The organism is Pseudomonas sp. P1.31, assembly GCF_001269815.1.
Taxonomy (GTDB): Bacteria; Pseudomonadota; Gammaproteobacteria; order Pseudomonadales; family Pseudomonadaceae; genus Aquipseudomonas; species Aquipseudomonas rustica.
On record NZ_LHVN01000026.1, the window covers coordinates 1 to 26850 of the forward strand.

The following is a 26850-nucleotide window of genomic DNA, read 5'->3' on the forward strand; positions in this document are numbered from 1 at the left end:
TCTTTTGATCCTGTTTTTTTACCATCAAGATCAAAAGATCGCAGCCTGCGGCAGCTCCTACAGGGGATCGCATAACAATAATAAGAATGCTACATCAGAGGCTGACTGCCATGGCCGCACCTGCCCCGCCGCTGTCCCACGACGCGATCGTCCAGAATTCCTGGCAACGTTGCCGCGCGTTCGGTCTCGACCACCAAACCACGCCCGCCTTCGACCAGCTCCCCGCCGCCGGCATCATGCACCTGCTCGACCGCCATCACTCACTGGTGCAGACCACGCATCAGGAAGTCCTGCCCTATTACGAAAACATCCTGAGCAATTCCAACTGCCTGATCATGCTCGCCGACAATCAGGGCCAGGTGCTGACGTCGTGGGGCACGCAGCGTTTTATCGAACCGAATCTGGCCCGGGGTTTTCAGGCCGGTGCGAGCTGGATGGAACGCTGCAGCGGCACCAACGCGATCGGCACGGCACTGGCGTGCGAACAAGCGGTACACATCGAACACGATGAACACTTCCTCAAGGCCAACCGCTTTATGACCGGTTCCGCCGCGCCGATTTTCGATGCCGAGCGCAAGGTGATCGCCGTGCTCGATGTGTCCAGCGACAGTTATCTACCGCCGTCGCACACCTTGGGCATGGTCAAGATGATGAGCCAGACCGTGGAGAACCGGCTGATCCTCAACCTGTTCCATGGCCAGCATTTTCAACTGACCTTCAATACCGGGCTGAACAACCTCGACAGCCAGTGGGCCGGGTTGTTGATTTTTGATGAGAGCGGGCAAGTGCTGTCGGCCAATCGTCGGGCGGATAACCTGCTCGGTGTGCGCTTGTCGCGGGTCAGTGTTGAGAGTTTGTTTAATGTGTCGCTGCTGGAGTTGCTCAATCAGCCGGATGATCTGCCGTTTGCCTTGCAGACTTCTGGGCGCAACCGCTTTCAGTGTCTATTGAAACGGCCGAAGCAGGCGTTGGTTCAGCCACGGGTGTTTGTTGCGGAAGCCAGAACGGCCGCACCATCGGGCATCAGTCTCAACACCTTGCACTTCGGTGACAGTCGCGTTGAAAAAGCCGTGCGTCAGGCGGAACGGCTGTTGGAGAAAGACATTCCACTGCTGATCCACGGCGAAACCGGCGTCGGCAAGGAAGTCTTCGTCAAAGCCCTGCATCAAGCCAGTTCGCGCAGCAAACAGGCCTTCATCGCCGTCAACTGCGCAGCGATCCCCGCCGAACTGGTCGAATCCGAACTATTCGGCTACGAGAAAGGCGCGTTCACTGGAGCCAATCAAAAAGGCAGCATCGGCCTGATTCGCAAGGCGGACAAAGGCACGCTGTTTCTTGATGAAATCGGCGACATGCCGCTGCCGACTCAGGCGCGGTTGCTGCGGGTATTGCAGGAGCGTTGTGTGCAACCGGTGGGGAGTAGCGAGTTGTTCCCGGTGGATTTGCGGATTATCTCGGCGACCAATCGCTCTTTACGCGAACAGGTGCAATTGGGTCGGTTCAGGGAGGATTTGTATTACCGCATTGGTGGGCTGACGCTGGAACTGCCCCCGCTGCGGGAGCGCAGTGATAAAGAGGCGTTATTTAAACGCTTGTGGGAGCAGCATCGCGAGCCGACGCAATGGGCGGGATTGAGCCAGGAAGTGCTGGATTTGTTTGATCGGCATCCGTGGCCGGGCAATTTGCGTCAAGTCAGCAGTGTGATGCAGGTGGCGCTGGCCATGGCCGAGGAGCAGCCTGTAAGACCGGAGCATTTGCCGGATGATTTTTTTGTCGATCTGGAGATGGAGCCGATGGAAACCTGCGCCCCGTTAGGGATTGATCTGAACGATGTCGAGGCGCTGAACCGGGAGCTGAAGGCTTCCGGGGGCAATATCTCGCATTTGGCGCGGCGGTTGGGGGTGAGTCGCAATACGCTTTATAAGCGGTTGCGGCAATTGGGGGGTTAGCAGCGCAGATCAAAAGATCGCAGCCTTCGGCAGCTCCTACATGAGACGCGATTTCTGTAGGAGCTGCCGAAGGCTGCGATCTTTTGACTTTAAATGGCTGGCTCAACCTGCACAGCAGAAGCCGCCGCCAATGTGCGCAACCCCACCCGCACAACGACCACCATCATCAAACCCGCACCAATAGCCACCGCAAATCCCGCTCGCGCGCCAAAGGCATCGATCACCATCCCCGCCAGCATGCCACCGAGTGCAACACCCACGCTGATACCGGTAGTCATCCACGTCAGCCCCTCGGTGATCCGCGACGGAGGAATAATGATCGTGCCCATTTTCATCACCACAACCATCGTCGGTGCAAACGAGATGCCGGCGATAAACAGCGCTGCGGTCAGCACATAAACGTCCGTCGCAAAAACTGGCAGCACACCGGTAAACGCCGTGACCAATATCCCGATCAGGAACTGTTTTTCAATCGCCAGGGAAACCCTCATCGCCCCGAACGTCAGGCCCGCCACCAGCGAACCAAAGGCATAAGCCGCGAGAATGAATGTCGCCGACGCTGGCCAGCCTTGCGCATTGGCGAACGCAACGACGGCGACATCGATTGCTCCGCCGATAACGCCCATCGCCAGCAGCGCCAAAACAATGGTGCGGACGCCGGGGATCAGCAAGGTTGAGCCGGCATGACTGCTGTGGCCCACGACAACCTTGGGTTCGGTCTGGCGTTGCAGCACAAACGCCGTGACCCCGATGGCCAGCAATCCGACCGCGACCAGCGGCCCCGCTTCGGCGAAAAAGCTCACGCTCAGTCCGATTGCCAGTGGCGGGCCGACGATGTAGGCCATTTCGGTCAGAACCGTGTCCAGCGAAAACGCCGTGTGTAACTGCGGCTTGCCCCGGAATAGCTGCGTCCATCGGGCGCGGATCATCGACGGCATGCTCGGCATCGTCCCTGCCAGAGCCGCCAGAATAAACAGCCATGCGGCGGGCGCGCGAATGTACACGGCGATGATCAGCGCCAGCAGCATCACGATGCTGAACGCCGTCACGACCGGCAGCACGCGGCTCTGGCCGCGCTGGTCAACGAGTTTCGAGATGTACGGGCCGAGCAGTGCATTGGCCAGGGTGAACGTGCCGGCGACTGCACCGGCCAGCCAGTACACACCGGTTTGCTGAACCAGCATGGTGATGATGCCAATGCCGATCATCGCCTGCGGCAACCGCGCGATGGAGCTCGCGAGCACTAACCCGGTGGCGCCAGGGGTCGCGAACAGTTCGCGGTAGTGATTGGCCATGATTTCTCCGTTGCAGAATCGTCATCGACGCAGCATCCGGCTGCGTCAGACATCAAGACCTACGCGCAGAGCAAAAGCAACCTCGGCTAAAAACACAGATCAAAAGATCGCAGCCTTCGGCAGCTCCTACAGGAATCGCATCTCATGTAGGAGCTGCCGAAGGCTGCGATCTTGATCGTTCCCACGCTCCGCGTGGGCATGCAGCCGGGGACGCTCTGCGTCCCTGCAAAGACCGAACGCGGAGCGTCCGAAGAGGCATTCCCACGCAGAGCGTGGGAACGATCAAAACCAGTCGATTACGGATTCGGTACAGCACGCTCAGGTCGGCGTATCTCTTGAGCATCCCCCACTCAGTCCCCTGTCCCTCCGTGAGAGGGTTAGGGTGAGGGGCTCTTCTCGCGGCCAAACAAAAACCCGCACAAGGCGGGTTTTGTTTTGCAGCACTCAAGCAATCAGTCAGCCAGACGCCAGGTAGTCCCACCCTTGCCGTCTTCCAACACCACACCCATCGCCGTCAACTGATCACGAATCCGGTCCGACTCAGCCCAATCCTTCCCGGCCCGAGCCGCCAGACGCGCGGCAATCAGCGCATCAACTTCAGCCGCATCGACACGCCCTTCAGCGCCCGCCTGCAGGAAGTCATCGGCCTCAAGTTGCAACACACCCAACACGCTCGCCAGTTCTTTCAAACGCGCCGCCAGACCCGCCGCTGCATCGAGATCGCTCTCACGCAGGCGGTTGATCTCCCGCACCATCTCAAACAGCACCGCGCACGCTTCCGGGGTACCGAAGTCGTCGTTCATCACGGTAGTGAAGCGTTCAACAAACGCTTCGCCGCCCGCCGGTGCAACAGTCGGCAGGCCTTTCAAGGCGTGGTAGAAACGCTCGAGTGCGCCTTTGGCGTCCTTGAGATTGTCTTCCGAGTAGTTGATCGCGCTGCGGTAGTGGCTCGATACCAGCAGGTAACGCACGACTTCCGGGTGGTATTTTTCCAGCACGTCGCGAATGGTGAAGAAGTTGTTCAAGGACTTGGACATCTTCTCGCCATTGATGCGAATCATGCCGCAATGCATCCACGCGTTGGCGTAGGTCTTGCCGGTGGCCGCTTCGCTCTGCGCGATTTCGTTTTCGTGGTGCGGGAACTCAAGGTCGCTGCCGCCGCCATGAATGTCGAAGGTCTCGCCGAGGCAGCAGGTGGACATCACCGAGCACTCGATGTGCCAGCCCGGACGCCCGGCGCCCCACGGCGATTCCCAGCTTGGCTCGCCCGGTTTGGTGGCTTTCCACAGCACGAAGTCCAACGGATCCTGCTTGGCTTCGTCGACTTCAATACGCGCGCCGATGCGCAGGTCTTCGATTTTCTTGCGCGACAGTTTGCCGTAGCCCATGAACTTGGCGACGCGGTAGTACACGTCGCCATTGCCCGGGGCGTAGGCGTAACCCTTGTCGATCAAGGTCTGGATCATGCTCAGCATGCCCGGAATATGATCGGTGGCACGCGGCTCCATGTCCGGTTTGAGGATGTTGAGACGCGCCTCGTCCTCGTGCATCGCGGTGATCATGCGCTCGGTCAGCGCGTCGTACGGCTCGCCGTTTTCGCGGGCACGATTGATGATCTTGTCTTCAATGTCGGTGATATTGCGCACGTACGTCAGGTTGTAACCGCTGAAGCGCAACCAGCGGGTCACCAGGTCGAACGCGACCATGCTGCGGCCGTGGCCGATGTGGCAGTAGTCATACACGGTCATCCCGCAGACGTACATGCGCACATTGTTGCCATCCAGCGGTTTGAAGACTTCTTTGCTCTTGGTGAGCGTGTTGTAAATCGTCAGCACTTTTAATTTCCTTGACGCTGAATCACTGGCCCCACGAATCACGCAGGGTCACGGTACGGTTGAATACCGGCTGACCTGGTTTCGAGTCCTTCAAATCGGCGACGAAGTAACCTTCGCGCTCGAACTGGAAACGGTCTTCCGGCTGTGCATTGCCAAGCGATGGCTCCGCACGACAACCGGTGAGTACCTGCAGCGAATCAGGGTTGATGTTGTCGAGGAAACTCGCGCTGTCTTCTGCCTTCTCAGGGTTGGCCGAACGGAACAGACGATCGTACAGACGCACTTCGCACTCGACGCTGGCGGCGGCCGGTACCCAGTGGATCACGCCCTTGACCTTGCGGCCTTCAGGGTTTTTACCGAGGGTTTCCGGGTCGTACGAGCAACGCAGTTCGACGATGTTGCCATCGGCGTCCTTGATCGCTTCGTCGGCACGGATCACATAGCTGCCGCGCAGACGCACTTCACCGGCCGGTTCCAGGCGCTTGTAGCCCTTTGGCGGCTCTTCCATGAAGTCGTCACGGTCGATGTAGATTTCCCGGGCGAACGGCAGCGCGCGCACGCCCATGTCTTCTTTCGGGTGGCGCGGCAGTTCGAGGTTCTCGACCTGGCCTTCCGGGTAGTTGGTGATCACGACTTTCAGTGGACGCAGGACGCACATGGCACGCGGCGCAGTGTGGTCGAGGTCATCACGGATGCTGAATTCGAGCATGCCGAAGTCAACCACGCCGTCGGAACGGTTGGTGCCGACCATTTCGCAGAAGTTGCGGATCGATTTCGGCGTGTAGCCACGGCGGCGGAAACCCGACAGCGTGGACATGCGTGGATCGTCCCAGCCATGCACGTGCTTTTCATCGACCAGTTGCTTGAGCTTGCGCTTGCTGGTGATGGTGTAGTTGAGGTTCAGACGGCTGAACTCGTACTGACGCGGGTGCGCCGGCACTGGCAGCGCGTCGAGGAACCACTCGTACAGCGGACGATGGCTTTCGAATTCCAGGGTGCAGATCGAATGAGTGATGCCTTCGATGGCGTCCGACTGACCGTGGGTGAAGTCGTAGTTCGGGTAGATGCACCACTTGTCGCCGGTCTGGTGGTGATGGGCGTGGCGGATGCGGTACATGATCGGGTCGCGCAGGTTCATGTTCGGCGAGGCCATGTCGATCTTCGCACGCAGCACGCGGGCGCCGTCCGGGAACTCACCGGCGCGCATGCGGGCGAACCAGTCGAGGTTCTCTTCGACGGAGCGGTCGCGGAACGGGCTGTTTTTGCCCGGCTCGGTCAGGCTGCCACGGTATTCCTTGGCTTGCTCCGGCGTGAGGTCGTCGACGTAGGCCTTGCCAGCCTTGATCAGCTCAACGGCCCAATCGTGCAACTGGTCGAAATACTGCGAGGCGTAGCGCACTTCGCCGGACCATTCGAAGCCCAGCCATTTGACGTCGGCTTCGATCGCGTCGATGTATTCCTGGTCTTCCTTGGCCGGGTTGGTGTCGTCGAAACGCAGGTGCGTGACGCCGCCGAACTCCTGGGCAAGGCCAAAGTTCACGCAGATCGACTTGGCGTGGCCGATGTGCAGGTAGCCGTTGGGCTCAGGCGGGAAACGCGTGACGATCTGGGTGTGCTTGCCCGAGTCCAGGTCTGCCTGGATGATCGGCCGCAGGAAATTGACCGGCACGGCGGGGCCGGACTTGGCATTCGAGGTAGGGTCGACAGTGGGCTTGCTCATAGGATCCTTGACTTACAGGTGCGCGGCCGCAGTGGGGGCCAGACAAAACAAAGCCGCTATCATAGCCGATGCTGTCAAGGGGCTGACAGAGCAGGCCCTATAAAGGCATGCATTTAATCGCCGGGATTTGAAAAACTGCCTCGAAATTCGCGCCTGTCACGCTAAACTGCGCACCTTGGCCCACGCTGGCTGAACCGGTTTGGGGGCTCGATGTCCCAAAACCACGAATTCCTCTAAAGAGAAGCGATCATGACTCAAGTCAAACTGACCACCAACCATGGCGACATCGTCATCGAACTGAACGCTGACAAGGCGCCGATCACCGTCGCCAACTTCATCGAGTACGTGAAAGCCGGTCACTACGAAAACACTGTTTTCCACCGTGTCATCGGTAACTTCATGATCCAGGGCGGCGGTTTCGAGCCAGGCATGAAAGAAAAGAAAGACAAGCGTCCAAGCATCCAGAACGAAGCTGACAACGGTCTTTCCAACGACAAGTACACCGTTGCCATGGCCCGCACCATGGAGCCGCATTCGGCTTCCGCGCAGTTCTTCATCAACGTTGCCGACAACTCTTTCCTCAACCACAGCGGCAAGAACACTCAGGGCTGGGGTTATGCGGTATTCGGTAAAGTGACCGCCGGCACCGACGTTGTCGACAAGATCAAAGGCGTGTCGACCACCATGAAGTCCGGCCACCAGGACGTACCAGCAGACGACGTGATCATCGAGAAAGCCGAGATCATCGAAGCGTGATATTGCTGATTTCAGACTTGCATCTGGAAGAGGAGCGCCCGGACATCACCCGGGCGTTTCTGGATTTGCTCGCCGGACGCGCCCGCTCGGCGAGTGCGTTGTACATTCTTGGCGACTTCTTTGAAGCGTGGATTGGCGACGACGCCATGACGACCTTCCAGCGTTCCATCTGCCAGGCCCTGCGCCAATTGAGCGACAGCGGCACGGCGATTTTTCTGATGCACGGCAATCGCGACTTCATGCTCGGCAAGGCGTTCTGCAAAGAAGCCGGCTGCACGCTGCTGAAAGACCCGAGTGTCGTGCAGTTTTACGGCGAGCCGGTGCTGCTGATGCACGGCGACAGTCTCTGCACCCGCGACGTCGGCTATATGAAGCTGCGCCGCTACCTGCGTAATCCGGTCACCCTGTTTATCCTGCGCAATCTACCGCTGAGCAGCCGCCATAAACTGGCGCGCAAACTGCGCAACGAGAGCAAGGCACAGACGCGGATGAAGGCCAATGACATCGTTGATGTCACACCGGAGGAGATTCCGCGGATCATGCAGGAGTTTGGCGTGAAAACCCTGATCCACGGCCACACCCATCGCCCGGCGATTCACAAGTTGCAGATCGGTGATGAAGCGGCGAAGCGGATTGTGCTGGGGGATTGGGATCGTCAGGGTTGGGCGTTGCAGGTGGATGAGAGCGGCTATGCGCTGGCGCCGTTCGATTTCGCCCCACCGCTGGCATTGCCGCACGGCTGAAGATCGCCACCCCCTCACCCCAACCCTCTCCCGAGGGAGAGGGAGCCGATTTGTGGGCTTTTCAAAACCTGAGTTCGACTCGGTATTGCAAGTCGGTGTAGTTCAAACATCCATCTCGGTCAGTCCCCTCTCCCTCCGGGAGAGGGTTAGGGTGAGGGGCTTTTGACCTCAGTGCCCCGAAGCGGCCGGGCCTGCCTTCGCGGCAAACGGCGGCTTCGCCAGCCACACAATCAGGATCAACCCCATAAACCCCCACCCCAGCAGCGTGAAGTAATCCACGGTCGACAACATATACGCCTGACTGGTCAGCACATGATCCAGCTGCGCATACGCCGGGTTGCTCGCCCCGCCCAACTGGTTCAGCGCCTCCCGCGTCGCCGGTTCATACGTGCTGATGCTCTCGCTCATATACGCATGATGCTGGTCAGCCCGACGAATCCAGATCCAGGTAGTCAGCGAAGCCGCGAAGCTACCACCCAACGTCCGCAAAAACGTCGCAAGACCGGCGCCATCAGCAATCTGGTTCGGCGGCAAGTCCGACATCAGAATGCTCAGGGTCGGCATAAAGAACAGCGCCACGCCAATGCCCATGAACAGTTGCACCAGCGCGATATGCTGGAAATCGACTTCGTTGGTGAACTCGGCGCGCATAAAGCAACTCAAGCCAATCGCCAAAAACGCGATGCCGGCGAGTAATCGCAAGTCGAACTTGTGCGCGTACTTGCCGACAAACGGCGACAGCAGCACCGGCAGAATCCCGATCGGCGCCACGGCCAGACCGGCCCAGGTCGCGGTGTAGCCCATTTGCGTCTGCAACCACTGCGGCAGGATCAGGTTGATGCCGAAGAAGCCGGCGTAACCCAACACCAGCACCAGCGTGCCGATGCGGAAGTTGCGGTAAGCGAACAGCCGCAAGTTGACCACCGGATGGCGGTCAGTCATTTCCCAGATCACGAACACCGCCAGCGCCACCACGGAAATCGCCGCGCCGATGATGATGAAATTCGACTCAAACCAGTCGAGGTCGTTGCCCTTGTCGAGGATCACCTGCAACGCACCGACGCCGATGATCAGCGTGATCAGACCGACGTAGTCCATCGGCTGACGGCTGGTTTCCACCGGACGTTTGGCCAGTTGCGAACGCACCACCATCACCGCAAAAATCCCGATCGGCACGTTGATGAAGAAGATCCACGGCCAGCTGTAGCTGTCAGTAATCCAGCCACCGAGAATGGGGCCTGCAATCGGCGCGACCACCGTGACCATCGCCAGTAACGCGAGGGCCATGCCTCGCTTCGCTGGGGGATAGACCGCGATCAACAGGGTTTGCGTCATCGGATAGAGCGGCCCGGCGACCAAGCCTTGCAGGACGCGAAAGCCGATCAGTTCTGGCATCGACGTCGAGATACCGCAGAGAAACGAGGCCAGCACGAACAGAATCGTGGCCCAGAGAAACAGTTTCACCTCACCGAAACGCCGACTGAGCCAACCGGTCAACGGCAGCGCAATCGCGTTACTCACGGCGAACGAAGTGATCACCCAAGTGCCCTGCTCCGAACTCACCCCGAGGTTGCCGGAAATCGTCGGCAACGCCACGTTGGCGATGGTGGTGTCGAGCACTTGCATGAACGTCGCCAGCGACAGACCGATGGTGCTGAGCAACAGGCTGGGCGGCGTGAAAGAAGCGTTATTGCTCATTGTGAATCCTTTGGAACCTGATTAGCGCCGCATCTGTTACAGATGCAGCAGCCTCTGTGGGATGCAATCTTTGTGGTAATGAAAGTTTTCTGTGGCCTGAGAATTTATGGTGGAGAGTGAATTCATTGTGGCGAGGGGATTTATCCCCGATGGACTGCGCAGCAGTCCCGTCTTTTCTGAATCAAAAGCGGGGCCGCTCCGCGACCCATCGGGGATAAATCCCCTCACCACAATAAATCCCCACTCAACAGGTAATTCCTTTTCCTCAGACAAATCCCTGGCCACAGGTAAAACCTGGATCCCCAAGCCTGTTCCCACAGGGGGACGTATCAGCGTTGCGCGGTTTTGCTCGCCGCAGCGCTGTTGTCGTGGATCAGTTGCGCGATCATCGCGTCGGCGTCGGCCAGTTGCTGATCGTAGATATTGGTGGTGAACGAGGCCTTTTGCGGTGGCTGCTGCGCCAGCATCGGGCCGCTCTGGTCGTGCAGGTTCACTTCAACGTTGGTCGACAGACCGACGCGCAGCGGGTGCTTGGCCAGTTCTTCGGCGTTGATATGAATGCGCACCGGTACACGCTGAACGATCTTGATCCAGTTACCCGTGGCGTTCTGCGCAGGCAGTAGCGCAAACGCACTACCGGTACCAGCGCCGAGGCTGTCGACGGTGCCGCTGTATTTCACGTCGCTGCCGTAGACGTCGGATTCGATATCCACCGGCTGACCGATGCGCATGTCGCGAAGTTGGGTTTCCTTGAAGTTGGCGTCGATCCACAGTTGATCCAGCGGAATCACCGCCATCAGCGCAGTACCCGGTTGCACACGCTGACCAAGTTGCACGGTGCGCTTGGCCACGTATCCAGTGACCGGCGCGATCAAGGTGCTGCGCGCATTGGTCAGGTACGCCTGACGCAATTCAGCCGCGGCCTGCATCACGTCCGGGTGCGAAGAGACCACGGTGTCATCGACCAGCGCGCTGGTGGTTTTCAGTTGCTGTTTGGCATTGGCCAAGGCGTTTTGCGCCGAGGTCAGATCATCGCGAGCGTGGGACAGTTCTTCCTGAGAAATCGCACCGCCAGCGGCAAGGTTCTTCCGGCGATTGAAGTTGTCCTGCGCCTTCTGCACTTCGGCCTGTTGCGCGTTGACCTGGGCTTTCATGCCATCCACGTTGCTGTACAGACCGCGCACCTGACGCACGGTGCGCGCCAGTTTCGCTTGCGCACTTTGCAGGCCGACTTCTGCGTCGTTGGGGTCGAAGTTGATCAGCACCTGACCTTCGTGAACCAGATCACCGTCGTCAGCACCGATGCTGACCACGGTGCCAGTCACCAGCGGGGTGATTTCCACAACGTTGCCATTCACGTAGGCGTCGTCGGTGCTTTCGTTAAAGCGCCCGATGAATTCGTGATACGCCCACACGCCAGCGCAGGCGAGCAGGACGACAACGGCCAGCGCCACCAGCATCACTTTGCGTTTGCGCGGGTTGCCGTTGTCCGGGGTGTTGTCTTGAGCTTGAGTGTTTTCGGCAGTGGCCATGACAATTACCTTGAATTAGTTGTGCGGCGTGGCTGGGGTGGCGTTGGCTGCGGTCAGGGTCTGCCCCTGGAAGCCGCCGCCCAGCGCTTGCATCAGTTGAATCGACAGGTCGATCTGCTCGGCATTGAGGTTGGCCAGTTGACGCTGGGCCTGCAGCAGTTGCTGCTCGATGCTGAGCACGTCCAGGTAGTTGCCGATGCCGGAACCGTAACGCTGGACGACGGTGTTGTAAGAATCCTGGGCAATCTCGGTGGCGTGTTGCTGCGCGCCGATCTGCCGGCCGATGTCACGCAACTGGTTGATCGTGTCGCTGACATCGCCCAGTGCTTGCACCAGATTTTTGTTGTACTGCGCCACTGCCAGATCGTAATCGGCGTCGCGCGCGTCGAGGTTGGCGCGCAGGCGTCCGCCGTCGAAGATCGGCACCGAAATGGTCGGGGCAATGTTGAAGAAGCGACTGGCCGAACCAAACATCGCGTCACCCAACAAAGATTCGGCACCGGCCGAGGCCGACAGGTTCAAGTTGGGATAGAAGCGGGTTTTCGCCGAGTCGATGTCTTTGCTCGCCGCTTCTACACGCCAGCGTGCGGCGACCAGATCCGGACGACGACCCAGCAGCTCGGCCGGCAATACCGACGGCACTGCGACAGCACTGGCTTGCAGGACTTTCGGCCGGGCAATTTCATTGCCGCGATCCGGGCCTTTGCCGAGCAGCACGGCCAGCGCAATTTTGGCGCTGTTCAGGCGCTTTTCCGCGTCGATCAGGTTGGCCTCAGAAGTGGCCTCCAGACTTTGCGTTTGTTGGTATTGATACTGGCTGTCGATCCCGGCGCTCAGGCGACGCTGGCTCAGGTCGAGCATTTGTTTGGTGCGTTTGAGGTCGTCGTTGGACAGGTCATAAACGATGTGCGCCTGACCGAGATCGCTGTAAGCGCGAGCGACGTCGGCAGCGAGGGTCAGCTGTGCCGCCTGACGATCGACTTCGGCGGCGCGGGCCTGACCGAGTGCAGCTTCCCAGGCATCGCGCTGGCCGCCCCACAGATCGAAGTTGTAATTGAAACCGGCGCTGACATTACGCACGGTGGCGTAGGCATCGCCCTGCCCCAGCGGATCCTGATCCTTGGCCAGGCGCGAACGGCTGATGCCGGCGCTGGCGTCGAGGGTCGGATAGCGTTCGGCATCGGCGGCATAGGCGGCGGCGCTGGCTTGATGGGCGCGTGCTGCGGCGATCTGCATGTCCGGGCTGTCGTGCAGGGCTTCGCGGATCAAGCCGTCGAGTTGCGGATCGCCGAGGCTGGTCCACCAATCGCTTTTCGGCCATGCGGCTGGCGACAGGGTCACGCCGTTGAGGGATTGGCCGACTTTCAGGTTTTTCGCATCAAGGTTCTGGCCTTGAGTGTCGAGGCCGCTGTAGTTGGCGCAACCGGCGAGGATCATCGCCGACAGCACCAGCGTCAGGCTGCTGCGCAAGGTTTTACCGCTCATTGTGTTCACCTAACCGCTGGAGAGTGATCGGGTCACCGGCTGCCAGCAGAATTTTCTTGAGGATGTATTCCAGGGTCTTCAACTCGTCCGGAGTGACGGCGCCCGCCAGTTCATTCATCGCGTTGGCGCCGATGTGCGGCAGGCGATCGGCCAGTAACTGGCCTTGCTCGGTCAGGGTCAGTTGCACCTGACGGCGGTCGCCTTCGCTGCGTTGGCGAGCCAGAAAACCTTTCTGCTCCAGACGATCGAGCATGCGCGTCATCGAACCGCTGTCGAGCGACAGATGCCGGCACAGTTCGGCCGGGGTATCGACGCCGTACTGGGCCATGATGATCAACACCTTGAACTGCGCGGCGGTGATGCCGTGGGGTTCCATGTGGGTGTCGATGATCCGGTCTTTGAGCAGCGCAGCACGGCCAAGCAACAGGCCGAGATGGCAGTGTTTGAATTCGTCCGGGGTGAAATGCTTCATTTGCTCACCTAATAACTGCCTAGGCAGTGAATGTATGTCGAGATGTTACTGCCTAGGCAGCGAATGTCAACGCAATAGTTAGGTTGCTTAGCAATTAGTTGACCAGTGGAGTGGGTTTTTTTGTTGCACGCACGGACGCCATCGCGAGCAGGCTCACTCCTACAAGGGAACGCATTCCAAATGTAGGAGTGAGCCTGCTCGCGATTGAAGCGACTCGGTTTAGGAGGGAGCGCGGTCTAGAAATCGCGCTTGTAGAAGATATCCAGCGAACTCGCAGCTTGGTTTTTGTGTTGCCCGCGCGGACGCCTTCGCGAGCAGGCTCACTCCTACAAGGGAACGCATTCCAAATGTAGGAGTGAGCCTGCTCGCGATTGAAGCGACTCGGTTTAGGAGGGAGCGCGGTCTAGAAATCGCGCTTGTAGAAGATATCCAGCGAACTCGCGACGCCACTCGCCGCTTCGACGTAGACCTTTTTGCTCAGCTTGTAGCGCAGCGCGATGGTGCTGGCCGGTTCAAACACGCCAACGCCATAACGCAAACTGAGCTTCTCGGTAATGTTGCCGCTGGCCACCACGCTGGTGGCATCGCCGCTGCCCGCCGTGTCGAGCTGGAAGTCCTGAATCCCGAGATCCTTGGCCAGGCTGCTGGTCACCCCGGCGCTGCCCATCAAGCCCAACCCCAACGCCGCTTGCGCGAGCATGTTGTTGTCTTCGCCGTTAGTGCTCAGCGGACGGCCGAGTACCAGATAGGACAGCGCCTGCTCCTGGCTCATCGCCGGTTCGGAGAAGATCTGCGTGGTCGGCTGTTCGGCGCTGCCGCTCAGGCGGATACCGGCGATCACGTCGTCGGTCTGGCGAATCGCTTCGATGTCCAGGTACGGCTGATCGATGGGCCCGGCGAACAACAGGCGAGCACGCCGCACGGACAGGCGCTGGCCGTAGGCACTGTAGCGGCCGTCGTTGAGCCACAATTCGCCACGGGTATCCATGTTGTCGCCGATGTGCACATGCCCCTGCACGTTGGCGGTCAGGCCAAATCCGGCGAAGGCGAGTTTGTCGTCGCCAACCTCCACGTCGATGTCCATTTTCATGGCCATCGGCGGTTTGCCCTCTTCGGTCTGCGCGCCGACGATGATCGTGTCGTCAGAGACTTTCACCGTCGATGGCGGCAGTTCACGCACGGTGATTTCGCCTTTCGGCACCCGCACTTTACCGGCGATTTTCAGCTCATCGCCGGCCATGGAAATTTTCAGATCCGGCGCCATTTCGAGTTTGGCGTACGGTTCGACAGTGACCGGCAACTGCGTGCCTTTCAGCGAAAGATCGACCACCAGCGCCTGACCCCAGGCGACGTTACCGTTCAAGCTGCCCTGCCCGCTCTTGCCGCTTTTCCAGCCGCCGTCCAGACGCACCGATTCACCGGCGATCAATGCGGTGAGTTGCAGATCTTGCAGCTCCATCGGCAACTCGGCGCCGGACACTTCGCCGTCACTCAGTTGCACCGTGCCGTTGACCAGTGGCGCCAGCAGGCCACCGGAAATCGTGCCGCTGCCGTTCAGGCGCCCGGTGAGTTTCTCGACCATCGGCACAAACGGCCGCGCCACCGACAGATCCAAACCGGTGAGGCGGAACGAGCCGCTCAGTGGTTTGTTTTTCGGCAACGGATTGAGCTGCGCCTGCACCATCAGTTCGCCGAGCTTGCCGCCGACGAAGTTGAGATCAGTGTCGACGCGCTTCGGCGTGAGTTTGCTGGTGAGCTTGAGCGTCTGGTACGGGAAGTCCAGCCACTGATCCTTTTCTTTCATGCGCAAAGTGCCGCCGCTGGCATCGACGCTGATCACACCGTTCGGGCCGCTCGCCGGCAAGTCCAGTTGCAGATCGGCATTGAGCTTGCCCTGCCAGGCGAAGTCTTTTGGCAACCATTGCGCGAGGCTTTCAATCGGGAACTGCTTGAGGTGGTAGCGCAGTTTCGGCTCAGGCATCAGGCGCTGATCTTCACCGCACAGGCTCGCGCCGCCGGACAGCCAGCAATGCGCGCCGAAGTTGATTTTGCCGTCAGCCAGACGTTCGAGTTTGGCCGGGTTTTGCAGCTTCCAGTCCTGGCCACCGGCCTGAATATCACCGCTGGCCAAACGGCCGCGCCAGTTGCCCTTGTCCAGATTGCCGTCGAGACCGAGGGCCAGTTTCAGCTTCGGCCCGAGCAGGTCGAGGCTGAGTTTCTGGCTCTTGATGTCGCCTTGAGCGCTGGCGGTCAGCGTGCCCAAAGACGTATCACCGGCCTGAATGCCGCTGCCCTTAAGGTCGATTTTCGCCCGTTGCGCACTGTCGAGGGTGGCGTCGAGGTTGAGGCTTTGCAGGCGATTATCCTGGAACGCCAGTTGTGAACCTTGCAGACCGAGTTTGCCCTGCGGGGCTTTCAGCGTGCCGGCGACGTCGACGCGGCCATTAATCTGCCCGCGCAGTTCTGGCCAAAGCTGGGCCAGACGCGCCAGTTTGATGTCGATCTGCCCGGTGAGTTTCTGTTGCAGACTGCCCTTGCCATTGATGCTGTTGTCGCCGAGGCGGATTTGCAGGGCATTCAGGTTCCACTGTTCGCCAGCGCCGTCGGCCTTGGCTTGCAGGATCGCCGGTTGCCCGCGCAGTTTGCCTTTGAGGTCGAGATCAGCGGTCAGGCTCAGGCGCTGGTTTTTCATCTCGCCTTGGCTTTTCAGCGGCCCGGCCAAGGTGCCCGGTAATTCGGCAACCCAGTACGCCGGGTTCAGCGCCGACAGATCGAGCGCCGTGTCCCAGGCGATGCCGTCGGCGAACTGCACGTTGATGTGCCCTTCAGCCTTGCCCTGCCCCGCTTGCATTTTCAGTTGCGGCAAAGCGATCTGTTTCAGGTTGCCGCTGAACGGACTGCTCAGAGTGAACGCGCCCGCCGGGCCATCCAGTGCGGCGGCGAAGTTACCGAGGTATTGACCGTCGGTGTAGGAGACTTCGCCAGTGAAGGTACGCAAAGCGACTTGCGGCTCGTCGATTTCGTTATAGAGCCGGTGCCACGGGAAATCCTGCCAATTGATGTTGGCTTGCGCCGTGAGGCCTTTGCTCCAGTCAACGCTGCCGGTGAGTTTGAGGCTTTGCTTGTCGTTGGCGCTCAGGTCGAGGCCGGCGATTTGCGCACCACTGGCGTCGACTTTGCCTTTCAGCAACAACGCGACCGGGCCTTTATCGGCGGGCAGCGCAGCGTTGCCGTTTAACTGGTAACCGTTTTTCAGGTCGCCTTCGGCGCTCAGCTGCAGTTGATTGAGTTGCAGGGTGTCCGGCAGATCGGCGCTCGGTTTGAACGCGTCGCTGGTGATACGCAGCTTGGCTGGCAGGTTTTCCACCAGCGGTTGCAACTCGCCGCTCAATTGGCCGTCGAGGTAGCCACGACTGTCGGCGTGCAGGTTGAGGGTTTTCAGCAGGTCGCCGTCGATTTTTAGCGCCAGCGTCCATGGGCCCTTATCCGGCGATGGCAACGTCAGGTCACCGGCGATATTCAGCGGCCAGTTGCCGGTCGGCGCCAGGGTGCCGGACAGGTTCAGGCTGAGGGCGTCGCGCTGCAACTTGATGCTTTCAATCTGCATGCCCTGCGCCGTCCAGTGCGCCGCCAGTTGCAGGCCCTTGAGCTGTTCGCTGCCGTTGAACAACAGACTGCCGACCTGCACGTCGCCCAGTTCGATGGCCACCGGCAATTGCAGATCCGGCAGTTTGATCGGGCCGCTTTCAGTGGTTTCTTCACTTGGCGGAAATTGCAGGATGACCTGATCAGCCTTGAGCTGTTCGATGCACAGAGTCATGCGCGTCAGGCACAGCGGCGACCAGGCGAAAATCGCCTTGTTCAGCTCGACGCGGCTGGTGTCTTGCTGCCAGAGCAGATGATCGGCGCTCCACTGACCGCCGAGGCGACCCTGAAAATTCTCGACGCTGAGGCCCGGCACCAGACCCAACACCCAACGGCTGCCGGCCTGCGTGCCGAGCACCGTGGCGACGCTCAATGCAATCAACAACACCAACGCCAATAGCGCGAGTGCCGTTATTTTCAAACCACGCTTCACAGCTCAGGCCCCATGGAAAAGTGCAGCCGGATGCCGCCGTCGTCGTCGAGTGCGTGGGCCAGATCGAGGCGGATCGGCCCGACCGGCGAGACCCAGCGCACACCAATACCAACCCCGGTCTTGAGGTTCGGCAGTTCGAGTTTATTGAAAGAGTTGCCCTGATCGACGAAGGTCGCGACCCGCCATTTTTCCGCGATCGAGTACTGATACTCGACGCTGCCGGCGACCATGTAACGGCCACCGATGCGATCGCCCTCGGAGTTTTCCGGGGACAGGCTCTGGTAGTCGTAACCGCGCACGCTCTGATCGCCACCGGCGAAGAAGCGCAGCGACGGCGGCACCGATTTGTAGCCGTTGGTGGCGCTGCCGCCGACCTGCACGCGACCGAGCAAGCGGTGTTTGTCGAACACCGTGGTCAGGCCTTTGACCAGCGCGGTGCCATATAGAAGGTTGTTATCTGAACCCAGACCTTCTTTCGCCACTTTGCTTTCGAAGCTCAGGCGATAGCCGTTGTGCGGGTCGATGCGGTTGTCGCTTTTCAGGTACGAGTAGCTGATGCCGGGCATCAGCAAAGTGCTCAGCCCTGAGTCGTCACCGAGTTCGTACTCTTCACGCTGCCATTTCAGCGAGATCACCCGCTGCCAGCCGCTCGGCAATTTGCTGTGCCATTCCGGGCCGAAGGTCAGCAGCTTGCTCAGCGTGTCGGAGCCGTCGATGTCTTCAAATTGATAGCCGCCGGCCCAGCGCAGTTTGTCGGTCAGTGGCGGGTCGAGCGGGATGTCGTAGAACAGCCCGACGTTTTGCCGTGGCGCCGAGAGTTCGGCCTCCCAGCCATAACTGTCGCCCTGCGGGTTGACCCAGTGGCGCGTCCAGTTGGCTTTGATACGTGGGCCGACGTCGGTCGAGTAACCGAGGCCAAGGCCCATGGTGCGCGGTTTGCGCGTGTCGAGTTTGACGTCGACCGGGATCACATCATTCTTTGCGGCAGTCGGTGCGGCATCGACGCGCACGCCTTCGAAATAGCCGCTCGATTGCAGGTCGCGGTTGAGTTCGGCGATCAGCTCCGAGTCGTACGGCTCGCCTTCCTTGAACGGCACCATGCGTTGCAGCAGGTCTTCGTCGAACGGCGTGTCGCCTTCGAATTTGACTTTGCCCAGCGCGTAACGCGGACCGCTGTCGTAGATCAACTCAACATCGGCGACACCCGCGCGCGGGTCGACCAAGAGTTTTTGGCTGGTGAAGTGGCCGCTAAAGAAACCGAAGCGTGAAGCCTGATTCTGAATAATTCTTTTGGCGTCTTCATAACGCCCATGATTGAGCACCGCGCCGGACTTGAGCACGTCGCTTTTCGGTACACGAAAGGATTTGAGGGAGGCAGCCGGGCCGTCGACACGGATGGTGACGTTGCGCAGACGAATCGGTTCGCCGGGATCGATGTTCAGCACCAGGCGCGGTTTTTCGCCGCCCTTCACGTCACTTTCAATCTGCGGCTGGTAGTAGCCCAACGCCTGGGCCGCTTTGCGCGCCTGCTCTTCGGCACCGCGACTGAAGCGCAGCAAGGCTTCTTCGTCACGGTCACCGAGGCTGCCGATATAGCCTTCTATATTGGCCTTCAGTTCATCGTTGGACGGTTTGATCCGCACATCCAATTCACTTTGCGCCAGCGCCGCGCAGCTGGATAACAGCATGAGCACGCCACTGGTAAATCTTCCTGGAAACTTCATAGGCGCGGATGCTATCACGAGCTTGGGAGCGTGATAGATCAAGACTTGTCTCGAAAAGTTCGACGCTTAAGCAGTCGCCGTTTGTAACACTTGCGGATTGGCGTGGAAAAATACGTGTTCTCGTACCGGGCCGACGGCAACCTCGCCGATCTCCTCGTAACCCTGCCTTTTATAGAATTCCAGATAACGTGGATTGCCGGTGTCGAGCACCACGCCTTGCGAAGTTTCATCGACGGCGCACCAGTTGTGCACGGCGGTCAGCAGTTGCTCGCCAAAGTGTTTGCCCTGGAACTGCGGATGAATGCCCAGCAGCGGCAGCATGTGCACTGACTCGGTCGGCACGCACGCGGAAACGGCGTCGTGGTATTCGAGATAGCGGCGGGTGCAGCGGAAACCGGTGCTGAGCACCATGCGCAGGCGCCAGGCCCAACTTTCGGTGATGCCCAAGCGTCGTTGCGGTGGCGCGATCAGGGCGATGCCGATCAAGCGGTCGTTGACCAACAGGCCGATGGCCGGCAAGTCCTGGAGGAAATGCTGTTTGACCAATTCACGCACGGTGGCGCGAACGCGCTGTTCGTAGCCTGGGCGCTCGGCTTCGAACAGGTAGCCGAAGGTCGGTTCGTGGCGATAGGCCTGATAAAGCAGCGATCGGGCTTCGCGGGAATAACCGCGGTCGAGCATATGAATGTCGGCGATGGCGGTCTGGGTTTCAGGCATGACAGTGATTCTCCCCGGGGCGCGTCAAATGGCGGCGCTCTTGTTGGTACGAACCTTTTGGCGTTGGCACAGTTCCCCACAGGTATAGACCAAGCTTGGATCTTCATCGACCGGGTGGACGCCTTCGCGAGCAAGCTTTGCTCCTACAAGGATTCTGGGCGCCTGCTTTTGTAGGAGCAAAGCTTGCTCGCGATGGCGCCATTGCACACACCACAAATCCCACAGCCAAAAATGATTTCTCCCACCCCACACTGGCCCATCTCCCCCATGTCAGCTAGCATCGCCCTTTTGCCAGGACTGCCGACCATGAAGATCGTTTCCTTCAACATCAACGGACTGCGCGCCCGTCCGCATCAGCTGGCAGCGCTGATCGAAAAACACCAGCCGGACGTGATCGGCCTGCAGGAAACCAAAGTCCACGACGACCAGTTCCCGCTCGAAGAAGTCCGCGCCCTCGGCTACCACGTGTACTTCCACGGGCAGAAAGGCCATTACGGCGTAGCGATGTTGTCGCGTCAGGAACCGATCGCCATTCACAAGGGTTTCGCCACCGACGACGAAGACGCCCAGCGCCGCTTTATCTGGGGCACCTTCGCCGACGCCAATGGCGTGCCGGTGACGATCATGAACGGCTATTTCCCACAGGGCGAAAGCCGCGACCACCCGACCAAATTCCCCGCCAAGCAGCGTTTCTACAGCGATCTGCAAGCACTGCTGGAAAGCCAGTTCCACAACGAACAACCGGTCGTGGTGATGGGCGATGTGAACATTTCCCCGGAAGACTGCGACATCGGCATCGGCCCGGACAACATGAAGCGCTGGCTGAAAACCGGCAAATGCAGCTTCCTGCCGGAAGAGCGCGAGTGGATGGCGCGCCTGAAGAACTGGGGCCTGACCGACAGCTATCGCCACCTCAACCCGGACGTGACCGACATGTTCAGCTGGTTCGATTACCGCAGCCGTGGCTTTGAGGATGAGCCGAAGCGCGGGCTGCGCATTGACGTGATTCTGGCGTCGCATGGTTTGCTGCCGCGAGTGAAGGCGGCGGGCGTGGATTATGAATTGCGCGGGATGGAAAAACCGTCCGACCATGCGCCGATCTGGCTTGAATTGAGCTAAAAGCAAAGATCGCAGCCTGCGGCAGCTCCTACAATTGGAATGCGTTCCCCTGTAGGAGCTGCCGCAGGCTGCGATCTTTTGATCTGTCATCTTTTGGTCATGCGCCTGACTTAATCTCCCCGGCAATCCCCTTGGCTTGATTCGGTGCCGGCATGACCCTGCGTGTTCTGTGCGTCTTTCTCTTGAGTGCGTGGCTGACGGTGTCCGCCGCCGGTTTGCCGGTGCCCGACGATGGGCCGGCGTTGCGCATTCAGGGTTCCAACACCATCGGTGCCGAACTCGGCCCGGCATTGGTCGAAGGTCTGCTGCAACAGCAAGGCCTGCTGAAGATCCACCGCGAAACCCCGGGCACCGCCAACGAATTGCGCATTGTTGGCCAGACGGCTGAAGGCAAACGCGTGCTCATCGACGTCGCCGCTCACGGCTCCAGCACCGGTTTCACCGCCCTGAAAAACGCCAGCGCCGACCTCGCCGCCTCCTCCCGCGAGATCAAGGACAGCGAGCTGCTCAGTCTGCAATCCCTCGGCGATCTGAAAAGCGCCGCCGCCGAACAAGTCATCGCCATCGATGGCCTGGCGATCATCCTTCATCCCGAAAACCCGTTGCAGCAACTCGACACTGAGCAACTGGCGCGGATCTTCGCCGGCGAAGTGAAAAGCTGGGAAGACCTCGGTGGTCGCGGCGGTGCGATTCATTTATATGCGCGGGATGATCAGTCCGGCACCTATGACACGTTCAAGGAATTGGTGCTCAGTCGTCGTGGGAAAACCCTGAGCAGCGCGGCGAAACGTTTCGAATCCAGCGAGGAATTGTCCGACGCGGTGAGTAGTGATCCACAGGGCATTGGATTTATCGGTTTGCCTTACGTGCGTCAGGCCAAAGCCGTGGCGATTGCCGATGGCGCGTCGCAATCGATGCTGCCGCTCAATAGTCTGATCGCCACCGAGGACTATCCGCTGTCTCGGCGACTGTTCTTTTATCTGCCGCCGGACAGCAGCAATCCATGGGCAAAAGCGCTGGTGGCGTTTGCGCAAAGTCGTCAGGGTCAGGAGATTGTTGCGCGCAACGGTTTTATCAGTCAGACCGTGCACGCCATGACGGTCGCGCCGAATGCACTGATGCCCGAGGGTTATCAATCCCTCAGCCGTCACGCCCAACGTCTGACGGTGAACTTCCGTTTTGAAGAAGGTAGCGCGAGTCTGGACAACAAGGCGCGTCAGGATCTGGCGCGGGTGTTCGACTATATAAAGCGCCATGACAAGACCGATCGTGCGGTGACGCTGGTGGGCTTTGGTGATGTAAAGGACGACCCGGCGCGCGCGGATCTGTTGTCGAAGTTGCGGGCGATGGCGGTGCGACGGGAGTTGGTGAAGAGCGGCGTGGTGTTGCGCGAGGTGCGCGGGTTTGGCGCGCAGATGCCGGTGGCGACCAACAGTGCGGATGAGGGAAGGATCAAGAATCGGCGGGTTGAGGTTTGGGTGTATTGAGTCTGATGGTTATGTACTGAATGGGCTGGCCCTTTCGCGAGCAAGCTCGCTCCCACAGGGAACGCATTCTTCCATTTGGAATGCGGTTTAATGTGGGAGCGAGCTTGCTCGCGAAGGGGGCGACGCGGTCTTACTGACCGCTACGCAACATTTCCTTCGGCACGTATTTGCCGATCTCAAACTTGCCAATCGCCGCACGGTGCACTTCGTCCGGGCCATCAGCCAAACGCAATGTCCGTTGCATCGCATACATATAAGCCAGCGGGAAGTCGTTCGACACCCCTGCCCCGCCATGCATCTGGATCGCCCGGTCGATCACGCGCAGCGCGACGTTCGGCGCAACAACCTTGATCTGCGCGATCTCGCTTTTCGCGATTTTGTTACCCACGGTGTCCATCATGTACGCCGCTTTCAGCGTCAGCAGGCGCGCCATGTCGATCTCCATGCGCGAGTCGGCGATCTTGTCGACGTTACCGCCCAGACGCGCCAGCGGTTTGCCGAATGCGGTGCGGCTCACCGAACGTTTGCACATCAATTCCAGCGCACGCTCAGCCATGCCGACCGAACGCATGCAGTGGTGAATCCGGCCTGGGCCAAGACGACCTTGCGCAATTTCAAAGCCGCGTCCTTCACCCAACAGTACGTTTTCGTACGGCACACGCACGTTGTCGAACAGTACTTCGGCGTGACCGTGGGGCGCATCGTCGTAACCGAACACTGGCAACGGACGAACGATTTTTACGCCCGGCGTATCGACTGGCACGAGGATCATCGAGTGCTGCGCGTGGCGTGGCGCATCGGGATTGCTCAGGCCCATGAAGATCAGAATCTTGCAGCGCGGATCGCAAGCACCGGACGTCCACCATTTTTTGCCGTTGATCACCCACTCGTCGCCATCACGCACGGCGCGGGCGGCCATGTTGGTGGCGTCAGAGGAGGCAACATCGGGTTCGGTCATGGCGAACGCCGAGCGGATTTCGCCGCGCAGCAACGGTTCCAGCCAGCGTTGTTTTTGCTCTTCGTTGGCGTAACGCACCAGCACTTCCATGTTGCCGGTGTCCGGTGCCGAGCAGTTGAACGGCTCCGGGCCGAGCAGTGAGCGGCCCATGATTTCCGCCAGTGGCGCGTATTCGAGGTTGGTCAGGCCGGCACCCAGTTCCGATTCAGGCAGAAACAGATTCCACAGGCCTTCGGCTTTGGCCTTGGCTTTGAGTTCTTCCATGATCGCCGTCGGCTGCCAGCGATCGCCTTCGGCAACCTGGCGCTCGAACACGGCTTCGGCCGGGTAAACGTAAGTGTCCATGAACGCGGTTACGCGCTCACGCAGTTCTTGCACCTTGGGCGAATAAGCGAAATCCATGAGCAGCTCCCGATGGTTAAGGCAGTTCTTGAGCAGAGGTTGTTTAGGTCATGCAATCGATGCTAGAACAGCGCTGATAATTTACCTAGCCTATTCTCGGCGTGTATAAACATTCATCACCGATATATGATCGGCTGATTGCCAGCCCCCCAAACACCGCACTAAATAACAAGAGAAGCCGCGTTATGAATCTGAGCAAGGTCGACCTCAACCTTTTCATCGTCTTCGACGCGATCTACACCGAAGCCAACCTGACCCGCGCCGGGCAGATTGTCGGCATCACCCAGCCGGCGGTGTCCAATGCGCTGGCGCGGTTGCGCGAAACCTTCAACGACCCGCTCTTCGTGCGCACCGCCCAAGGCATGGTGCCGACGCCGATGGCGCAGAACATCATCGGTCCAGTGCGTAACGCGCTGTCGCTGCTGCGCGTGTCAGTGCAGGAAAGTCGTATTTTCAACCCGGCGCAAGCGGTCAAGACCTATCGCATCAGCATGACTGACCTCACCGAAGCAGTGATTTTGCCGCCGCTGTTTCAACGCCTGCGCCGTCTGGCGCCGACCGTGATTATCGAAAGTTTCCTGTCGAAACGCCGTGAGACCACCAAGGAACTGGCGGCCGGGCGTCTGGATTTCGCTGTGGACGCGCCGCTCAACACCGACCCACAAGTGCGCCACGTCAAGCTGATGGAAGACCGTTACGTCTGTGCGATGCGCAAGGGCCATCCGATGGCGGGCAAGGAAAAGCTGTCGCTGGATGATTATTTGTCGCTGACCCATATCCATATTTCCAGCCGCCGTAGCGGTCTGGGCTATGTCGATCTGGCACTGGGCAAAATGGGCATTCAGCGCAAGATCGCCCTGCGCTCGCAGCATTATTTGATGGCGTCGCAGGTGATGCAGCAGACGGATATGGTCATGACCGTGCCGGAGCGCTTTGCCCGTCGGCATGAGCTGCAGGCGTTTAATCTGCCGGTGAATGATGTGCCGCCGGTGGAGACGCATCTGTATTGGCATGAAAGCACTGACCAGGATCCGGCGAATCGCTGGATGCGCGAGCAGATGATTGAGTTGTGCCAGCAGGTGACGGCGCAGGAGAAGAAGCTGGATAAGCAGGTGGTTTGAGGAAAGATCAAAAGATCGCAGCCTTCGGCAGCTCCTACATTTGGAATGCGTTTTACTGTAGGAGCTGCCGAAGGCTGCGATCTTTTTCTTGCTTGACGTAAACGTCAACCTGCCATTAGCTTAGCGCCAAGACCTTTTTCCGAGCGCTTCCATGAGCAGCCAGACTTACAGCATTTCCGACCTCGCCCGCGAGCTGGACATCACCACCCGGGCGATCCGCTTTTATGAAGAGCAAGGCCTGCTCAGCCCTGAGCGCCGTGGCCAGGAACGCATCTATTCGCCGCGCGACAAGGTCAGCCTGAAGCTGATCCTGCGGGGCAAGCGCATCGGCTTCTCCTTGGCCGAATGCCGCGAACTGATCGAACTCTACGACCCGTCCAGCGGTAACACCAAACAGCTCAACAGCATGCTGGCGAAAATCACCGAGCGCCGTGAGCAACTGGAGCAGCAGTTGCTGGATATCGAACAGATGAAACTGGAGCTTGATACCGCGGAAGAGCGCTGCGTGCAGGCGCTTGAACAAACCCTCAAGAGCCAGCAGGCCATCTAACCGACAACACAAATCCCCTTGTAGGAGTGAGCCTGCTCGCGATAGCGGTGTGTCAGATAATATTTGTTCGACTGACACCCCGCTATCGCGAGCAGGCTCACTCCTACAAAGGATCTCCACGAATTCAAAAGAGCAGGTCAGCCCATGTCCCTCCCCTCCCAAGTACGCCTGATCGAAGTCGGCCCGCGCGATGGCCTGCAGAACGAAGCCCAACCCATCAGTGTCGCCGACAAGGTACAACTGGTCGACGCGCTCAGCGCCGCCGGCCTTGGCTATATAGAAGTCGGCAGTTTCGTTTCGCCCAAGTGGGTGCCGCAAATGGCCGGTTCCGCTGAAGTGTTCGCGCAGATCCAGCGCAAACCCGGCGTGACTTATGGCGCACTGGCGCCGAACCTGCGCGGTTTTGAGGATGCGATTGCTGCCGGGGTCAAGGAAGTCGCGGTGTTCGCCGCCGCGTCCGAAGCCTTCTCGCAGCGCAACATCAACTGCTCGATCAGCGAAAGCCTGGCGCGCTTCGCCCCGATCATGGATGCGGCGAAGCAACACGGCGTTACCGTGCGCGGTTACGTGTCCTGTGTGCTCGGCTGCCCGTACGAAGGCACGGTCGCGCCGGAGCAAGTGGCGATGGTCGCCCGCGAGCTGTACGCGATGGGCTGCTACGAGGTTTCGCTGGGCGACACCATCGGCACCGGCACGGCTGGCGCGACTCGCCGATTGTTTGAAGTGGTTTCGGCGCAGGTGCCACGGGACAAACTCGCCGGGCATTTCCACGACACTTACGGTCAGGCGATGGCCAACATCTACGCCAGTCTGCTCGAAGGCATTTCCGTATTCGACAGCTCTATCGCGGGCCTCGGCGGCTGTCCGTACGCCAAAGGTGCGAGCGGTAACGTTGCTACCGAAGACGTGGTGTACCTGCTCAACGGCCTCGGCATCGAGAGCGGAATCGACCTGGACGCCTTGATTGCCGCGGGTCAGCAGATCAGCGCGGTGCTCGGTCGCCCGAGCGGTTCGCGCGTGGCGAAGGCGCGCAGCGCACAGTGAGGGGAGATGGTGTTACCGCTGTGTCCGGAATGTGGGCTTAAGCGAGTAACACGGAAACAAATTGTCTGGATTGGCCTGATCGAAAAATCCTACAAAATCACAAGCCATTGATTTACAAGACTTTTTAAAAGTTGGCACGCGTAATGCTATCTCTATGGCATAACA

The 26850-nt window shown here is 59.6% G+C and carries 19 protein-coding genes; 8 read left to right on the forward strand and 11 right to left on the reverse strand.

The window, feature by feature from the left end; translation table 11 throughout:
* Nucleotides 1–110 precede the first annotated feature (110 nt).
* The gene (locus AD669_RS16575; protein WP_053121676.1) at nt 111–1949 is read left to right on the forward strand and encodes a sigma-54-dependent Fis family transcriptional regulator; all 1839 of its coding nucleotides are present in this window, start codon (nt 111–113) and stop codon (nt 1947–1949) included.
* Between the two features lie 89 nt (nt 1950–2038).
* On the opposite strand, the gene AD669_RS16580 is transcribed toward AD669_RS16575, so the two are convergent.
* The 3 genes from AD669_RS16580 to AD669_RS16590 form a co-directional block, all read right to left on the reverse strand.
* Complete coding sequence (locus AD669_RS16580; protein ID WP_053121677.1) at nt 2039–3244, reverse strand: MFS transporter; 1206 nt, start codon at nt 3242–3244, stop codon at nt 2039–2041.
* 452 nt (nt 3245–3696) lie between these two features.
* Nucleotides 3697–5079 carry a cysteine--tRNA ligase gene (gene cysS / locus AD669_RS16585; RefSeq protein ID WP_008082133.1) on the reverse strand — a complete coding sequence of 461 codons (1383 nt, stop codon included), beginning with the start codon at nt 5077–5079 and terminating at the stop codon, nt 3697–3699.
* 22 nt (nt 5080–5101) lie between these two features.
* Nucleotides 5102–6799 (reverse strand): glutamine--tRNA ligase/YqeY domain fusion protein, encoded by a 1698-nt coding sequence (locus AD669_RS16590; protein ID WP_008082132.1) that lies wholly within the window; start codon nt 6797–6799, stop codon nt 5102–5104.
* A gap of 249 nt (nt 6800–7048) precedes the next feature.
* Here AD669_RS16590 and AD669_RS16595 point away from each other — a divergent pair, with 249 nt between their 5' ends.
* Both AD669_RS16595 and lpxH read left to right on the forward strand, forming a co-directional pair.
* Nucleotides 7049–7555 carry a peptidylprolyl isomerase gene (locus AD669_RS16595; protein ID WP_053121679.1) on the forward strand — a complete coding sequence of 169 codons (507 nt, stop codon included), beginning with the start codon at nt 7049–7051 and terminating at the stop codon, nt 7553–7555.
* Nucleotides 7552–8298, forward strand: coding sequence for a UDP-2,3-diacylglucosamine diphosphatase (gene lpxH, locus AD669_RS16600; RefSeq protein WP_053121681.1), 747 nt, complete (start codon nt 7552–7554; stop codon nt 8296–8298). The genes AD669_RS16595 and lpxH overlap by 4 nt, the downstream gene beginning before the upstream one ends.
* A gap of 168 nt (nt 8299–8466) precedes the next feature.
* Here lpxH and AD669_RS16605 read toward each other — a convergent pair whose 3' ends face one another.
* The 7 genes from AD669_RS16605 to AD669_RS16635 all read right to left on the reverse strand — a co-directional run bounded on the left by AD669_RS16605 (nt 8467) and on the right by AD669_RS16635 (nt 20004).
* Nucleotides 8467–9996 carry a DHA2 family efflux MFS transporter permease subunit gene (locus AD669_RS16605; RefSeq protein WP_053121684.1) on the reverse strand — a complete coding sequence of 510 codons (1530 nt, stop codon included), beginning with the start codon at nt 9994–9996 and terminating at the stop codon, nt 8467–8469.
* Between the two features lie 329 nt (nt 9997–10325).
* Complete coding sequence (locus AD669_RS16610; protein ID WP_053121686.1) at nt 10326–11528, reverse strand: efflux RND transporter periplasmic adaptor subunit; 1203 nt, start codon at nt 11526–11528, stop codon at nt 10326–10328.
* 15 nt (nt 11529–11543) lie between these two features.
* The gene (locus tag AD669_RS16615; protein WP_053121688.1) at nt 11544–13013 is read right to left on the reverse strand and encodes an efflux transporter outer membrane subunit; all 1470 of its coding nucleotides are present in this window, start codon (nt 13011–13013) and stop codon (nt 11544–11546) included.
* Nucleotides 13003–13485, reverse strand: a complete 483-nt coding sequence (locus AD669_RS16620; protein WP_053121689.1) for a MarR family winged helix-turn-helix transcriptional regulator — start codon at nt 13483–13485, stop codon at nt 13003–13005. The genes AD669_RS16615 and AD669_RS16620 overlap by 11 nt, the downstream gene beginning before the upstream one ends.
* Nucleotides 13486–13888: 403 nt before the next feature.
* On the reverse strand, nt 13889–17563 hold the full coding sequence (locus AD669_RS16625) for a translocation/assembly module TamB domain-containing protein (RefSeq protein WP_053121690.1): 3675 nt from the start codon (nt 17561–17563) through the stop codon (nt 13889–13891).
* On the reverse strand, nt 17560–19287 hold the full coding sequence (locus tag AD669_RS16630) for an autotransporter assembly complex family protein (RefSeq protein ID WP_053121692.1): 1728 nt from the start codon (nt 19285–19287) through the stop codon (nt 17560–17562). The genes AD669_RS16625 and AD669_RS16630 overlap by 4 nt, the downstream gene beginning before the upstream one ends.
* 66 nt (nt 19288–19353) lie before the next feature.
* Nucleotides 19354–20004, reverse strand: coding sequence for an N-acetyltransferase (locus AD669_RS16635; protein ID WP_053121694.1), 651 nt, complete (start codon nt 20002–20004; stop codon nt 19354–19356).
* A 306-nt stretch (nt 20005–20310) separates the two neighbouring features.
* Between AD669_RS16635 and xthA the strand changes: the two genes are divergently transcribed.
* Together xthA and AD669_RS16645 are read left to right on the forward strand one after the other, a co-directional pair.
* The gene (gene xthA, locus AD669_RS16640) at nt 20311–21123 is read left to right on the forward strand and encodes an exodeoxyribonuclease III (protein WP_053121696.1); all 813 of its coding nucleotides are present in this window, start codon (nt 20311–20313) and stop codon (nt 21121–21123) included.
* A gap of 152 nt (nt 21124–21275) precedes the next feature.
* The gene (locus tag AD669_RS16645) at nt 21276–22610 is read left to right on the forward strand and encodes a substrate-binding domain-containing protein (RefSeq protein ID WP_053121698.1); all 1335 of its coding nucleotides are present in this window, start codon (nt 21276–21278) and stop codon (nt 22608–22610) included.
* A gap of 130 nt (nt 22611–22740) precedes the next feature.
* Here the strand turns inward: AD669_RS16645 and AD669_RS16650 are convergent, their stop codons facing one another.
* On the reverse strand, nt 22741–23970 hold the full coding sequence (locus AD669_RS16650) for an acyl-CoA dehydrogenase (RefSeq protein ID WP_053121699.1): 1230 nt from the start codon (nt 23968–23970) through the stop codon (nt 22741–22743).
* 185 nt (nt 23971–24155) lie between these two features.
* Between AD669_RS16650 and AD669_RS16655 the strand changes: the two genes are divergently transcribed.
* From AD669_RS16655 to AD669_RS16665, 3 genes are all read left to right on the forward strand, one after another.
* On the forward strand, nt 24156–25091 hold the full coding sequence (locus tag AD669_RS16655) for a LysR family transcriptional regulator (protein WP_007917233.1): 936 nt from the start codon (nt 24156–24158) through the stop codon (nt 25089–25091).
* Between the two features lie 151 nt (nt 25092–25242).
* Entirely contained in the window at nt 25243–25641 is a 399-nt protein-coding gene (locus tag AD669_RS16660; RefSeq protein WP_007917234.1) for a MerR family DNA-binding transcriptional regulator, read from the forward strand.
* A 144-nt stretch (nt 25642–25785) separates the two neighbouring features.
* Nucleotides 25786–26685 (forward strand): hydroxymethylglutaryl-CoA lyase, encoded by a 900-nt coding sequence (locus AD669_RS16665; RefSeq protein WP_053121701.1) that lies wholly within the window; start codon nt 25786–25788, stop codon nt 26683–26685.
* Nucleotides 26686–26850 lie beyond the last annotated feature (165 nt).

Excerpts from the sequence above, each read along its gene's own strand:
- AD669_RS16635 (WP_053121694.1), bottom strand. The coding sequence starts at position 20,004 with ATGCCTGAAACCCAGACCGCCATCGCCGACATTCATATGCTCGACCGC.
- AD669_RS16575 (WP_053121676.1), top strand. The coding sequence starts at position 111 with ATGGCCGCACCTGCCCCGCCGCTGTCCCACGACGCGATCGTCCAGAAT.
- AD669_RS16590 (WP_008082132.1), bottom strand. The coding sequence starts at position 6,799 with ATGAGCAAGCCCACTGTCGACCCTACCTCGAATGCCAAGTCCGGCCCC.
- AD669_RS16595 (WP_053121679.1), top strand. The coding sequence starts at position 7,049 with ATGACTCAAGTCAAACTGACCACCAACCATGGCGACATCGTCATCGAA.
- xthA (WP_053121696.1), top strand. The coding sequence starts at position 20,311 with ATGAAGATCGTTTCCTTCAACATCAACGGACTGCGCGCCCGTCCGCAT.
- AD669_RS16655 (WP_007917233.1), top strand. The coding sequence starts at position 24,156 with ATGAATCTGAGCAAGGTCGACCTCAACCTTTTCATCGTCTTCGACGCG.
- AD669_RS16660 (WP_007917234.1), top strand. The coding sequence starts at position 25,243 with ATGAGCAGCCAGACTTACAGCATTTCCGACCTCGCCCGCGAGCTGGAC.
- AD669_RS16620 (WP_053121689.1), bottom strand. The coding sequence starts at position 13,485 with ATGAAGCATTTCACCCCGGACGAATTCAAACACTGCCATCTCGGCCTG.
- AD669_RS16650 (WP_053121699.1), bottom strand. The coding sequence starts at position 23,970 with ATGGATTTCGCTTATTCGCCCAAGGTGCAAGAACTGCGTGAGCGCGTA.
- AD669_RS16645 (WP_053121698.1), top strand. The coding sequence starts at position 21,276 with ATGACCCTGCGTGTTCTGTGCGTCTTTCTCTTGAGTGCGTGGCTGACG.
- AD669_RS16580 (WP_053121677.1), bottom strand. The coding sequence starts at position 3,244 with ATGGCCAATCACTACCGCGAACTGTTCGCGACCCCTGGCGCCACCGGG.
- AD669_RS16610 (WP_053121686.1), bottom strand. The coding sequence starts at position 11,528 with ATGGCCACTGCCGAAAACACTCAAGCTCAAGACAACACCCCGGACAAC.
- AD669_RS16605 (WP_053121684.1), bottom strand. The coding sequence starts at position 9,996 with ATGAGCAATAACGCTTCTTTCACGCCGCCCAGCCTGTTGCTCAGCACC.
- AD669_RS16665 (WP_053121701.1), top strand. The coding sequence starts at position 25,786 with ATGTCCCTCCCCTCCCAAGTACGCCTGATCGAAGTCGGCCCGCGCGAT.
- AD669_RS16615 (WP_053121688.1), bottom strand. The coding sequence starts at position 13,013 with ATGAGCGGTAAAACCTTGCGCAGCAGCCTGACGCTGGTGCTGTCGGCG.
- AD669_RS16630 (WP_053121692.1), bottom strand. The coding sequence starts at position 19,287 with ATGAAGTTTCCAGGAAGATTTACCAGTGGCGTGCTCATGCTGTTATCC.